Annotated in this window: 11 protein-coding genes and 1 rRNA gene; 6 read left to right on the forward strand and 6 right to left on the reverse strand. The window is 36.7% G+C overall.

Features of this window, described 5'->3' with window-relative positions:
• Nucleotides 1–42 precede the first annotated feature (42 nt).
• Entirely contained in the window at nt 43–1,542 is a 1,500-nt protein-coding gene (locus QM481_RS12870; protein WP_283382044.1) for an NADH-quinone oxidoreductase subunit N, read from the reverse strand.
• Nucleotides 1,543–1,621: 79 nt separating this feature from the next.
• On the opposite strand from QM481_RS12870, the gene QM481_RS12875 reads away from it, so the two are divergent.
• A complete protein-coding gene (locus tag QM481_RS12875; RefSeq protein ID WP_283382045.1) occupies nt 1,622–2,647 on the forward strand; it encodes a sensor histidine kinase in 1,026 nt (341 codons plus the stop codon).
• A gap of 24 nt (nt 2,648–2,671) precedes the next feature.
• Here QM481_RS12875 and QM481_RS12880 read toward each other — a convergent pair whose 3' ends face one another.
• Both QM481_RS12880 and nuoL read right to left on the reverse strand, forming a co-directional pair.
• Nucleotides 2,672–4,330, reverse strand: a complete 1,659-nt coding sequence (locus QM481_RS12880; RefSeq protein WP_283382046.1) for a complex I subunit 4 family protein — start codon at nt 4,328–4,330, stop codon at nt 2,672–2,674.
• Nucleotides 4,331–4,381: 51 nt separating this feature from the next.
• Nucleotides 4,382–6,280, reverse strand: a complete 1,899-nt coding sequence (nuoL, locus tag QM481_RS12885; protein WP_283382047.1) for an NADH-quinone oxidoreductase subunit L — start codon at nt 6,278–6,280, stop codon at nt 4,382–4,384.
• A 304-nt stretch (nt 6,281–6,584) separates the two neighbouring features.
• Here nuoL and QM481_RS12890 point away from each other — a divergent pair, with 304 nt between their 5' ends.
• From QM481_RS12890 to QM481_RS12900, 3 genes are all read left to right on the forward strand, one after another.
• The gene (locus QM481_RS12890; protein ID WP_166549579.1) at nt 6,585–7,157 is read left to right on the forward strand and encodes an acyl-CoA thioesterase; all 573 of its coding nucleotides are present in this window, start codon (nt 6,585–6,587) and stop codon (nt 7,155–7,157) included.
• A gap of 143 nt (nt 7,158–7,300) precedes the next feature.
• A complete protein-coding gene (locus tag QM481_RS12895; protein ID WP_166549578.1) occupies nt 7,301–7,843 on the forward strand; it encodes a DUF2911 domain-containing protein in 543 nt (180 codons plus the stop codon).
• 229 nt (nt 7,844–8,072) lie between these two features.
• Nucleotides 8,073–10,157, forward strand: a complete 2,085-nt coding sequence (locus QM481_RS12900) for a protein-disulfide reductase DsbD family protein (RefSeq protein ID WP_283382048.1) — start codon at nt 8,073–8,075, stop codon at nt 10,155–10,157.
• Nucleotides 10,158–10,201: 44 nt separating this feature from the next.
• On the opposite strand, the gene QM481_RS12905 is transcribed toward QM481_RS12900, so the two are convergent.
• Nucleotides 10,202–10,435 carry a DUF2905 domain-containing protein gene (locus tag QM481_RS12905; protein WP_166549576.1) on the reverse strand — a complete coding sequence of 78 codons (234 nt, stop codon included), beginning with the start codon at nt 10,433–10,435 and terminating at the stop codon, nt 10,202–10,204.
• Nucleotides 10,436–10,531: 96 nt separating this feature from the next.
• Between QM481_RS12905 and QM481_RS12910 the strand changes: the two genes are divergently transcribed.
• Both QM481_RS12910 and QM481_RS12915 read left to right on the forward strand, forming a co-directional pair.
• Nucleotides 10,532–11,068 carry a DinB family protein gene (locus QM481_RS12910; protein WP_283382049.1) on the forward strand — a complete coding sequence of 179 codons (537 nt, stop codon included), beginning with the start codon at nt 10,532–10,534 and terminating at the stop codon, nt 11,066–11,068.
• Between the two features lie 119 nt (nt 11,069–11,187).
• The gene (locus tag QM481_RS12915; RefSeq protein WP_283382050.1) at nt 11,188–11,784 is read left to right on the forward strand and encodes a DUF1016 N-terminal domain-containing protein; all 597 of its coding nucleotides are present in this window, start codon (nt 11,188–11,190) and stop codon (nt 11,782–11,784) included.
• 57 nt (nt 11,785–11,841) lie between these two features.
• On the opposite strand, the gene QM481_RS12920 is transcribed toward QM481_RS12915, so the two are convergent.
• Together QM481_RS12920 and rrf are read right to left on the reverse strand one after the other, a co-directional pair.
• Nucleotides 11,842–12,339, reverse strand: a complete 498-nt coding sequence (locus tag QM481_RS12920) for a YdcF family protein (RefSeq protein ID WP_166549573.1) — start codon at nt 12,337–12,339, stop codon at nt 11,842–11,844.
• A gap of 467 nt (nt 12,340–12,806) precedes the next feature.
• Nucleotides 12,807–12,899: ribosomal RNA gene (rrf, locus tag QM481_RS24975) — 5S ribosomal RNA — on the reverse strand; the annotation flags it as partial.

Genomic DNA, 12,899 nt, shown 5'->3' on the forward strand with positions numbered 1-12,899 from the left:
GGTTGCCTACTGTAGTTGCTATCCTCTAAACTAATAAACTTTCTACAACAAAGCAATCAGATTCATCAACCAATCTGCCTTAAAGAAGAATCCTAACAAAGGCAGACATAGAGCGCTTGCTAGTATATATTGAGTTGTAGAAAGAGATGTATCAAACTCGGTTTCAGCGTTTTTGAAAAATAAATAAAAGGGTATTTTAAGATAAAAAAACAAAGAAATTGCAGTGTTAAATAATCCAAAAATAAATAAAAGCAAAAGAATATGCTTTTGCGTATCTGCTGTTTGATAAGCTTCCCAAAGTGCTGAAAAGATATTAAATTTAGCAAAGAAACCTGCCGTTGGAGGAAGTCCAGCAAGAGATACCAACGTAATTAATAATAATACACCAAGTGCAGGATTTTTTCGACCTAAACCCTTAATTTGCACTATCTCAAAATCGTTCTTTGTTCCTAGATAAATCGCTAATAAATCAACCAAATAAAATGCTGCGAAGTTGGCAAAGAGATACGTTACCAAATAAAACACTAAACTTTTAACACTAAGCTCAGATAACGCCATCAAGCCTATCAACAAAAAACCTGAATGGGCAATGGTAGAATAGGCCAATAATCGCTTGGCTTTGTTTTGCCATAGTGCCGAAAAATTACCAAACGTAATCGTAGCCAAAGCTATCACACCTGTAACGAGTCGTAGGTCGTTGGGAACTGCCATATAAAATCGTAACGCCACCAACATCGTAGCCACTTTGGGAGCGACCGAAAAAAAGGCAACTATCGGCATTGGAGCAGCCTGATAGGTATCTGGCGTCCAAATATGAAAAGGAGTAGCTGAAAGCTTAAACAAAAATCCTGCGATAGTCATCACAACTGCCACGGTGGTAGCCAATTCGTCTACTTGTGTGAGACCTCTACTAAAATCAGGTGAAGTAATAGACAACGTTCCCGTCATGCCATACAATAATGACATTCCGTACAACATAATCGCTGAAGAGGTAGCGCCAAAAATAAGATATTTGATACCGCCTTCTGCACCAACTTTATCTTTATTGATGGTTGTTAAAACATACGAAAGCAAGGAAACCATTTCTATTACTAAATAAATCATTAGCAAATGGACCGACATAGTCATCAATTGCAATGCGATAATCATGGCTATAGCAATAGCATAAAACTCGTTGGGAAATTGATACTTATTGATGTGTATATGTAAAAGCATCAAGATTCCCGAAAGACTTATCAATGCTTTAAAGAAGATAGCTTTGGCATCAATAAAAAGCATTTTATCAAATAAAAAAGTATCATTAATAGTCGAAAATTGGTCTATTACTTGATATAAATTAACTAATAAAACGATTATGCCTGCTATGGTAAAATTTGACGTTGAGACTTGAGAAACAACAAGTTTTGAAGACTGTTTGGTTACAACTAAATCAGCAATAATAAACACCACAAAAACACCTGCCAAAAATGCTTCGGGAGTAATAATACCAAAGCTGCTCAGGATTTGTAAAAGCTGCTGTTTTAAGTCCAAAATATTTGTCATCTTAATTCTACACAGAAAATCAAATTTCCGCCTTTGTTTGTTTTTGTTTATATTTACTCATCAGAGCTAATAGATAACCATGAAGAGAAACGCATTTTATTGGGTAATACAGATTATGAGTTGGTCTTTTGTTACACTAACTTCGCTGAAGTATAGTGGACTAGCCGACGAAACTGCCATGTATAGACTAATCTATGTTTGTACCTATATGGTGTTGGGAATGGGTATTAGTCATCTTTACAACTACATTCATGAAAGTTATGACCCCGAAAATTTTACCTCACGTCAGTTTATCGTTTTTCCCCTTCTTGGAAGTTTGACGATTGGAACTTGTTTTGCCCTAACCGATTTTATCTTTTTTAATCGCAGTAGATACTTACATGGGGAAATCGATGCTATGGATTGTATCTTCTTTGTTTTTGATAATATCTGGCTTGTAATTCCGTGGTTTCTATTTTATCATCTTTATCGATTTGTGCAAGTTCACGAAAGTCGCAGACAAAGGATTTTAGCTGCCGAGAAAATGCTCAAAGTTGTGGAACTTGAAAACCTCAAAAAACAACTTAATCCTCACTTTTTGTTCAACGCACTCAATAGCATTAAAGCGCTTACTATCAGCGATAGCCGTCAGGCTCGTGATGCTATTATGCAACTTTCTGACTTACTTCGTCTGTCGCTCAACCTTGGAGACCAACAAAAAGCGATGCTTAGTGAAGAGATTAAATTAGCCCAAGATTATTTAGCACTCGAAAAAGTTCGTTTTGATAACCGTCTTCGCTATGAATTTCATGTTCAAGAAAATATTGATGACATTCTAATCATTTCGATGTCCTTGAATACACTTATCGAAAATGCGGTCAAACATGGTATCGCCAAAACCAAAAACGGAGGTCTTATTCAAATAGATATTAACACCCTTGGTCACGATGTAATCATCAAAGTTCGTAATACGGGGCAATATAATCCACAACCTAAAACAAGTGCCAATGGTATTGGTTTGGATAACCTACGAAAACGTCTTGAATTGCACTATGGCAGTAAAGCTTCTTTTTCAATCACCAACGAAGATGATAATGTCTTAGCCACGATCATAATGCCATTCTAGGTTTTTGTATAAGATGATTAAATACTATACAAAAAGCTTTATCAACTCATTTACCGCTTGGTTTGACACATCAAAAACCAAGTTAGGGAATATCCCAAAAATTAAAGCTAAAATCGCCAAAGGGAAAAGCATAAGCTTTTCTCTTGTATTCAAATCTGACAATACAGACTCTTCATATCTTGACCAAAATTTTCCAAAAAACATTCTCTGTAATGTCCAAAGGAAATATCCAGCTCCCAAAACTAATCCTAACACTCCAAGTCCAGTAACCCATTTTGGGAAATATAAACTATTAAAGCCTCCTATCAAGGTAAAAAACTCACCAATAAAACCAGAGAATGCTGGTAAGCCCAACGAAGCAAAAAATGCTACAGCTGTGAGAGCTGTGTAAACTGGCATTTTAGAGGCCAATCCTTGATAGCTATTGATACGACGATCGTGTGTGCGACTGTACAAAACGCCTACTAGCACAAACAACATTGCCGAAAGAATGCCATGCGAAAACATTTGGAATACAGCACCATTAATTCCTTCGCTTGTCAGTGAGGCTATTCCTAGTAATACAAAGCCCATGTGCGAAACAGACGAGTATGCAATGAGTTTTTTGAGGTCATTCATCGCCAAAGCATTATAAGCTCCGTACAAAATAGACACAACTCCTACAATCGCTATGACAAAAGCTAGCTCACTGCCAGCCTCAGGAAAAATAGGATAGGCAATTCGTAAAAGCCCATATCCACCGATTTTCAATAAAATACCTGCCAGTACCACCGACACAGGCGTTGGCGCTTCTACGTGCGCATCAGGCAACCATGTATGTACGGGTACAGCGGGTAATTTTATTCCAAAACCAATTAAAAGAAATATAAAAGCCCAGCTACGCAAGCCCATTCCTGCAATGCTAATATTTGAGAAAACATGCAACCATGATTCTGGCAAGAAATTATTCGGGTCAGGCAAAAATCTTAAGTCAAAAGTATGTACCAATTGCTCAGATGGAAGACGTCCCTCTGCTAACAAACGCTGAATCTCAGAAATCAAATTTGGTGTCACTTGCTCCAACTCACTAATCAAACCCGTTTGTAAGGCCGTCTCAACTGGATCGATTGCTGATAAATACAAACCAATCATGACTACCAAAATAAATAATGAGCCTACCAAGGTGTAAATAAAGAATTTGATAGAAGCATATTCTTTGCGAGGTCCCCCCCAAATACCTATCAAGAAATACATTGGTAACAACATAAACTCAAAAAATAGGTAAAATAGGAACATATCCAAGGCGACAAAACAGCCTATTACCGAGCCTGTTAGAAGCAAATAGAGGGCGTAATACGCTTTTTCTTTTTGTCCAATCTCAAAAGACGAAATTGAGCCAATAAACATTACTAAGCCTGTCAGCAAAATCATGGGCATACTAATACCATCAACCCCAATCAAGTAATCAATCGAGGCCACACCCAAACTTCCCAGCGGCAGGGTAATCCAGTCTTTTTGTACTAAAAATTGAAAACCTTCTGTGTGTTGGTCAAATTGTAGATAAACCCATATACTCAAAAGAAATTCCACGGCAGTTACCCCAACGGTAATCCATTTGAAATATCCTTTTAGGTTTTCAGGTAATAACAGAATTACTACTGAAAAAGCAATGGGTAAAAATATAAGTAATGAAAGTACTGACATCGTAACTGTTTTTTCCTCGCCTCAACGATTCGTTGCTATCGACGAATTGAATTAATATATAAAGAAAAATATTAAGCCTAATAATCCCATTAATGCTGCAAATACATAGAGTTGCACTTTACCATTTTGTACTGCTCGTGTCATTTTACCAACGATTCCAATCCAACGAACTACAAATCCAACACCACCATCAACAATTTTGGTATCGACCCAAGACACTGCACGAGCGATTGTTTTTTGGGTAAAAGCCAGCTGGTTTACCCATCCATCAACCCAGTTGGTATCGGCATATTGAAAAAACCTTGCCAATAACATCGTAGTTTTTACAAAAAGCCAGTGATACAAATTATCAAAAGTTGGTACCTGAATATCAAAAGTTCTATTTCGAGTCAAGTATCCAAAAGCAATTCCCAAACCAGCACTTGCTACAGAGGCATAGCCAATCCACGAAGAAGTTGGTAAATGAAAGCCATTATCTATAAAGTGCCAAAACCAAGCATGGTCAGCATGAAATGGATTCATCGCAAATACAATTCCCAATGATAATATGGCTAGTAAAATCAAAGGCCACGTTATTTTGAAAGACCCCTCATGAATATGCTCAAAAGGCACATTTTCTGCACGAAATTCGCCCATAAATACCTGCCATACTTGTCGGAACATATAAAAGGCCGTCATCACGATTCCTACAAAAGTAAAAATACCAATGATTTTGAAGTAACTGTTCATTTCTGCCAAATGAAATAAATTGGCGAGAATAGCATCTTTAGACAAAAAACCTGAAAACAATGGCAAACCAGCCAACGAAGCGGCAAAGATGATAAAAGTGATAAACGTTACAGGAAGTTTTTTTCTCAAACCTCCCATTAATCGCATATCCTGAGCATCAAAATCATGATGGTGCGAAGCATGATGAAGAGCGTGAATTACCGACCCAGCAGCTAAGAACAAACCAGCTTTGAAAAACGCATGGGTTAATAAATGAAATAAAGACGTAGCAGTACCCAAGCCAATCAACATCAATCCCAACTGAGAGATTGTAGAATATGCCAAGGTCTTTTTTATATCAGTTTGAAAAATCGCATATATCGAACCGAGTAACATAGTCGTACAGCCAATTCCAGCAATCACCATAAACGCAACGTCCGTAAAAACAGGTTGTACGCGTGCCAATAGGAAAATCCCAGCAGCCACCATCGTTGCTGCGTGAATCAATGCTGATACTGGCGTAGGACCTTCCATGGCATCAGGAAGCCAAGTATGCAACGGAAACTGCGCTGATTTACCCACACAACCACAAAACAAAAGCAAGCCTGTTATCGTAGCTACTTCAGGAGTCAAGTTAGCAGGAGTTTGTCCTAATACCGCAAAACTCAAACTTCCCCAATAGTGATATACCATAAAAATACCGAGCAAGAAGCCCAAATCTCCCACACGATTCACTAAAAAGGCTTTTTTGGCAGCTTGTGTTGCAGATGTTTTTTGATACCAAAACCCAATCAAAAGATATGAGCTCAATCCAACCAATTCCCAAAAAGCATATATCCCCAACAAATTGTCGGTCATAATAATACCCAGCATTGAGAAAACAAATAATTGGAGAAAAGCAAAATAACGATGTTTGGCAGGGTCATTCTCCATGTATTCCATAGAGAAAATTTGCACTAAGAAGGCAATAAAATTAACCAACAAAAGCATCATCAATGCTTTTGAGTCGAATAGGAATCCAAACACAAAATCTATTTGTCCTATCTTAAACCATTCGACACGTAGGTTGGTTGGCAAAGCCACACTCCTACTAAGCCCTATAGTAAGCAAAAGGTTTAATACTGACAGCCCCGAGGTAATCCACCCAACAATATCTTTGCGACTCTTGCCAAGTCCCAACGAGATAGCAAATCCTGCTAGTGGAGTCAGTAGTATAAACCAGAAGAGAGTTGCAGGAGTCATTCTGTAATAATTTCTATCATAAGCTGTTCAAAACCAAGATATTCAAGGTTTTATACTCATTTTCTTGGAAAATTTCTATTTTTACGCAAATATACGTGTCTATTTTCAATTAAGCCTAATTGTTTTGACATAAAATCTACTAAGTTTGTGGACTTAAAAAAATTATGTACTTAGCTTTCAGCTTGTAGTCCCTGAGCAACGATTCTAAGGGAGGTATTTGATTATACAACCTTTTACAATATAAGGTGGTTCAAACAAAACTGTCAAAGAGGTCGTTCATCACTCAAGCTCAACCACGAAATTCATGGAAAACGCAAAATCTGTTAACTCTTCAAGAACAACAATTACCGAATTAATGATTCCTTCGTACGCAAACTTTGGGGGGAAAATCCACGGAGGAATTTTATTGTCATTGATGGACAAAGTGGCTTATGCCTGTGCAGCCAAGCACGCTGGGACCTATGTTGTCACGGTTTCGGTCGACAACGTGGAATTCAAAAAACCAGTTGAAGTGGGTGAGTTGGTTTCATTACATGCCTCTATTAACTACGTAGGACGTTCGTCGTTGATCATTGGTATTAGAGTCATTGCCGAAAATATCAAATCACAAGAAGTAAAACATACTAATACTTCCTATTTTACGATGGTTGCCAAAGATGAAGATGGCAAACCTACAGAGGTTCCAGGCTTGATTCTTGAATCTGATGATGACATCCGACGATTTTTGGAAGCAATCAGGAGAAAGGAAATTAAAAATGCCTATAAAGGCTTATTAGATGATGCTAAAACAAGTATCGATATTGACCAAAATCTATACCTTTTACAAAACGAAAGGTGTATTGTGAAAAGAGACCGCGATATGGAAAGTCTCTGGTAAAAACTTGAATAGCTTTTCACTTTTGTGAAAAGCTATTCTTTTGTGATGTGTCATAAAATATGTTATCTTGCGAACTGTATTTGCGCTGCTCAATACCTTATTCAATAGACTATCATTCTTTAATAATGGCACAATCTTTCTCAATGATTAAACTACTTCGCATAGTCTTAGTACTTCTTGCGTTACTCGCTATCGGTTTCGTCGGAATGCGTTTCTATACCAAATCTTTCAGTCCATCCGACACTGCAGACTTTTCACATAATGGTTTAGAAATCAATGTCGACTACTGCCAACCAGCCAAAAAAGGACGCCTTATTTTTGGTCCTCAAAACTCAAAAGCACTCGTTCCTTACGGCAAATGGTGGCGCACTGGTGCCAACGAAGCTACTGTCATCACTTTCAACAAAGATGTCCTTATCTCGGGCAAACCTCTCAAAGCGGGAAGTTATACCTTGTTTACGATTCCAGAAAAAGACGTTTGGACAATTATTATTAATGAAGAAGTAGGACAATGGGGATTATCTTATGACCCTACAAGAGACATTCTTCATGCACCTGCTGCAGCCATTAATAAATCAGACTCTGTTGAAAAATTCTATATCGATTTTAACGAACAAGGTAATGGTGCAGATATGTTGCTTCGCTGGGACAAAGTCGAAGTGGTAGTACCAATCAGAATTCAGTAATAAATTTACCCAAGCATAAAGCTCAAACATCATTCAATATAATTATCCCTCAAGCAACGCTAGTACTTCATAGCTTGTCTTGACTATTAGTCGTTTACTTTTACATAAAGCCACTAATATTTCTCCAGATTTTGATTTCTTCAACCGAATTTGTTTATCAAGGAAAGAAACTAACATAGGAAGACTTTCGTTAGAGCTTTACAAACTAAGAATATCTTAAACCCCAATCATGAAGAAGTTACTATCAAGTATTTTGTTGTTATTAACACTTTCAACAATCAGCTTCGCTCAGAAAGTTAATCCTGCCAAATGGACTTGGTCTTTGTCAAAGCCCAACCCAGAAGTAGGCGAAACTGTTGACGTTATTTTCACCGTTTCTATCCAAAAAGACTGGTATCTCTATTCTTCCGACTTTGATCCAGATTTAGGACCTACCGTAACAACGATCAAGTTTACGCCAAACGATTCTTATGAAACAGTAGGTAGTCTAAAAGCGATTAACCCTTCTAGAAAATTCGATAAGGAAATCTGGAATGGTGAATACAGTTATTTTAAAGGTAAAGCAGAGTTTCGCCAAACGGTAAAAATTCTAAAAGATAAAATCAATATCGATGGTGCTTATGACAGTCAGTCTTGTTCAGATGTAACAGGTATGTGTGTACCTATCAAAGGAGCATTTTTGATTGAAGCACAAAGCGCTGCTGCTAAAAAAACTGACGATAAAAAACCTAATCTTGATTCGCTAAAAGCAGTAGAAGAAGCAGCCAAGTTAAAGGCTGACTCAGCAGCCGTTGTGCCTACAGATTCTGTAACGTCAGATTCTAGCGCTGTTTCAGGTGATGCCCTTACGGCAAGTGACGAAGAAAAACCAGAAGAAACATCACTATGGGGCTTTTTCTTATTGGCTCTAGGAGGTGGATTTGTTGCTCTTTTGACACCTTGTGTGTATCCTTTGATTCCAATGACCGTTTCTTATTTCACAAAGCAAAAAGGTGGACTTCAGAAAGCGCTTTTATATGGCTTTTTTATCATTGCCATCTATGTACTATTCGGAACAATCATCGCTTATGCTTTTGGACAAGCAGCACCTAACTTCATTAGTACGCACTGGATTCCAAATATGCTGTTTTTTATCGTATTTGTAGTTTTTGGGGTATCATTCTTAGGTTGGTTCGAAATCGTTCTTCCTTCTTCATTTGTCAATAAAATCGATGCACAATCAGACCGTGGTGGTATTGGAGGAATCTTCTTCATGGCTTTCACTTTGGTATTAGTATCGTTTTCTTGTACAGGTCCTGTTGCTGGTACTATTTTGAGTCTCGGTTCACAAGGTCAAATTCTTCGCCCTATTATTGGTATGTTTGGTTTCGGATTAGCTTTTGCTATACCGTTTACCTTATTTGCCATTTTTCCAAACTGGTTACAAAACCTTCCTAAATCAGGTGGTTGGATGAACTCAGTAAAAGTGATTTTAGGCTTCCTTGAATTAGCATTGGCCTTGAAATTTTTAAGTACTGCTGACCAAACTTATCACTGGCATATCCTCGACCGCGAGGTGTACCTTGCAGCTTGGATTGTGATTTTCTCATTAATAGGACTTTATTTATTAGGTAAAATCCAAATGCCACACGATAGTAAATTAGACAAAGTCTCAGTACCTCGTACTTTGTTAGCTATTGCCGTATTGACATTTGTAGTATATATGATTCCGGGTATGTTTGGAGCACCACTCAAGGCGCTTTCAGGCTGGTTACCTCCAATGGAAACACAGGATTTTGTGATTGGTGGAGAAAGTAGTTCAGTAGCGACATCATCTAACGCAGATCCGAATTTCCCTAAAAAAGTAAAATATGATGAATTCCTAAAATTGCCTTTAGGGCTTCACGGTTTCTTTGACTATAAAGAAGCAGCAGCTTATGCCAAACAAGTCAATAAACCATTATTTATCGATTTTACAGGTCACGGCTGTGTAAACTGTCGTAAAATGGAAGCAGCAGTATGGTCTAATCCAGAAGTGAAAAAACGCATTGAAAACGACTATGTATTAGTGGCCTTATATGTGGATGATAAAACAGAACTTCCAAAATCAGAATGGTATAAATCCAAAGATGACGGTTTGGAAAAAACTACAATTGGTGACCAGAATCTTGATTTTGAAATCACTCGATTCAACGGAAATGCTCAACCATACTATTGTCTAGTCGACCCTAATAATGACTCAAAAACACTAGTAAAACCAAGAGCCTATAATGAGAATATTGAAGAGTTTATCAAGTTCTTAGAAGATGGCAAAGCAAAGTTTAACAAGAAATAATAACAAAAAGGGATGCTAACAATAGCATCCCTTTTTTGCTTACCTCAACTAAGTTTCTTAAATAACCATATCAATAAGTTCAGAATAATTGTCAAAAGAATAGAGGTTGTTATTGGGGCAAATAACTTAAAATTTTCTTTTTCTATTCGAATATCTCCAGGCAAATTCCCCAACCAATTCCAACGATCTATTTTATCTGCTAAAAAGTAAATTGCAGCCCCACCTATCACCAGCACAACACCTACCAGCATAATGAGTTTTCCTAAGTTTGCATTCATATATTTGATAAATTGAATACCTTTTTCAAATAGAATATTCCTACATTTGAGCGTATTTACTTCCTGCTAAAATAAAACCTTTATTTAACGATCATTATGCAAGCTAACGAAATTCAATCAGCACTCGAAAAAAGTGTTGAGTATTATAAAAAATCCCTTTTAGAATATTCTCCTGAGCAATTTGTGACAAAGCCAAACGATGAAGAATGGTCTATTGGGCAAATGTACGAACATGTGTGCATGTCAGCACTTTATTTTTTTTACAAAAGGGTTACATATTGTCTCGAGCAACGCAAAGGGCAAATCGGCGGAGATAAAAACATTTATGGCGAAAAACAATTTAAGTATAATAGTTTTCCTCCAACCAAACTAAAAATCCCAGATGCTCTCAAAGGTCCAGAACCTGTTGCTCAAGAACAACATATATACCTTAACCTTCTTGATCAAATCGTAGCTGAAGGAAAGATACTTGCCGAACGAATTCCTTTAGATACTGGAGAATATAAATGTCTTCAGCCAGCATTTGGTTGGTTAGATGCCCACGAATGGTTTTGGCTCAACGAGCAGCATTTTAGACATCATTTATTGCAAAAAGCTCGGATAGATACTTTTCTTGATATTGCTAAAAACTAATTTCATCTTTACCGCTTTGTTTTGGTAGGGTATTTGGAGGATAAATTTCCATACCGTATCATTGTGATTTGATACATGAACCTATCATATCATAAGCAAATATTTTCTTACCGTTAAAAATGGATTCTATTGCACTATATGAACAAAAACTCCATCAAACAATTAATACTATTTTAGGAATTGATGGGGTTTTAGAAAAAACGCATTATTCGAACACCCAAATTGAAATACTTCATGCCTGGTTAGTTGGATTTTTCATCAATGATTATGAAAAGTATTTATCCAAAAATGCGTTGCCTTTTGACCGGCGAAATCTTCAAATCACCACACAGCTTGTTTCAGAAGGAATGAGTAATATCTCTGTTGAGGTATTAAATCAATATAAAACATTCTATACAAAGTATCTCGAATTATACCAATTTGTTCCAGTCAGTTATGGTATTACGCAAAAAATAAATACACAATTAAGACTTGGCTTGAATATCGAGATTCTTTTTGATCAGTTTGAAGTTGGACATTTCTTTATTTTAAGTAAAATGCTTTCTTCTATAAAAAAAGCTTTTTATGAGATAACAATTATCCAAAACGCTTGGTCTGTCCCAACCTTTAAAGAAAACATAGATAATTACTATTTTGAGCAAAATGGTCCAGAATATGACCTTGAAGAAGCAATTGAGCAGATGGCAAAGACAGCACTTACTCAGATAGGACTATAATAGGCATAAATCACAAAATCCGCTAGTTTTTAGAATAAAACTAGCGGATTTTGTGATTTATTGAGACGCTCTCAGCATCATTTTAAGCCGATTGACACCTTGAGACTCTTGTCGCTTTAATCGTTCTAATTCATCTTCAAAAATACTAGATTTTGCTTCGATGAAAATCATATTAGGATACGAACAATATAGTTCAAATGATAAACGAACCCTCTCCATTTGATAATCTGACGTAATTACAGCCACAACTTCAGGTGAATATCTAGAAAGTACTCTCCTTGTTAATTGAATGTCTTCCAAAAGATTTTCTCCTAACACAAACTCTACAAAGCTCTCATGAGCTATTCCATGCTCTAAAAGAAAATTTTGCATAAGTTGTGCATGCGCATAGTCACTTGTATTAAAAGCCTCCCCAAATCCACCAGTACATAAAATATGAAAAGAGGGATTATTTTTCAAAAATTGAAGTGCTGTCAAAAGTCTATCTAACGCGATATGAGATAATTCACCATCAGATGTATTCGAAGCTGCACAGATAATCAATAATTTATTCATAACAAATAAGCATTTAAGCATAAAAGTAACCTAAAATTATTGAATAACAGATAAACTATCTTTAAAACGTAAATAGCGAACCTATTCTAATGATAGTCTACAAACCCAAAAACATGAGTCATCCCGAATTTAGCGAGTGAGTGATTATGTATAAAATATGTATTCCATCAGTAGAGACGCAATGATTGCGTCTTAAGGCAAGTCATGTCTAGCGTTGTAACATCAAAAAAGCGGTCGAAAAATATTTTTCGACCGCTTTTTTGATAAAAACTTGGAGAATAATCCCAATCCTAAAAATTCGGGATGACTTATGTTTCATCTTCATTTATACTATTTGGGATCTTTCTACTATATCTCAAGATTGAGATGCATATTCAGTAGCGCACTGCAGTATCTTCAACGGTATTGAGTCTTGTAAAACGAAAGAAGCCACTCTTTTGGAGTGGCTTCTTTTCTAATTTGTAATATTTTGGAGCTTTTTTACTTTCCCGCATTTGATTGCAGTATCATCAACGGTACTGGGCTTAACTGCTCTGTTCGAGATGGGAAGAGGTGAACAC

It is taken from the genome of Flectobacillus rivi (genome assembly GCF_030056655.1).
GTDB lineage: Bacteria > Bacteroidota > Bacteroidia > Cytophagales > Spirosomataceae > Flectobacillus > Flectobacillus rivi.

Bases quoted from the DNA above. Each gene is read 5' to 3' on its own strand.
- QM481_RS12870 (WP_283382044.1), bottom strand. From the start codon at position 1,542: ATGACAAATATTTTGGACTTAAAACAGCAGCTTTTACAAATCCTGAGC.
- QM481_RS12875 (WP_283382045.1), top strand. From the start codon at position 1,622: ATGAAGAGAAACGCATTTTATTGGGTAATACAGATTATGAGTTGGTCT.
- QM481_RS12880 (WP_283382046.1), bottom strand. From the start codon at position 4,330: ATGTCAGTACTTTCATTACTTATATTTTTACCCATTGCTTTTTCAGTA.
- nuoL (WP_283382047.1), bottom strand. From the start codon at position 6,280: ATGACTCCTGCAACTCTCTTCTGGTTTATACTACTGACTCCACTAGCA.
- QM481_RS12890 (WP_166549579.1), top strand. From the start codon at position 6,585: ATGGAAAACGCAAAATCTGTTAACTCTTCAAGAACAACAATTACCGAA.
- QM481_RS12895 (WP_166549578.1), top strand. From the start codon at position 7,301: ATGATTAAACTACTTCGCATAGTCTTAGTACTTCTTGCGTTACTCGCT.
- QM481_RS12900 (WP_283382048.1), top strand. From the start codon at position 8,073: ATGAAGAAGTTACTATCAAGTATTTTGTTGTTATTAACACTTTCAACA.
- QM481_RS12905 (WP_166549576.1), bottom strand. From the start codon at position 10,435: ATGAATGCAAACTTAGGAAAACTCATTATGCTGGTAGGTGTTGTGCTG.
- QM481_RS12910 (WP_283382049.1), top strand. From the start codon at position 10,532: ATGCAAGCTAACGAAATTCAATCAGCACTCGAAAAAAGTGTTGAGTAT.
- QM481_RS12915 (WP_283382050.1), top strand. From the start codon at position 11,188: ATGGATTCTATTGCACTATATGAACAAAAACTCCATCAAACAATTAAT.
- QM481_RS12920 (WP_166549573.1), bottom strand. From the start codon at position 12,339: ATGAATAAATTATTGATTATCTGTGCAGCTTCGAATACATCTGATGGT.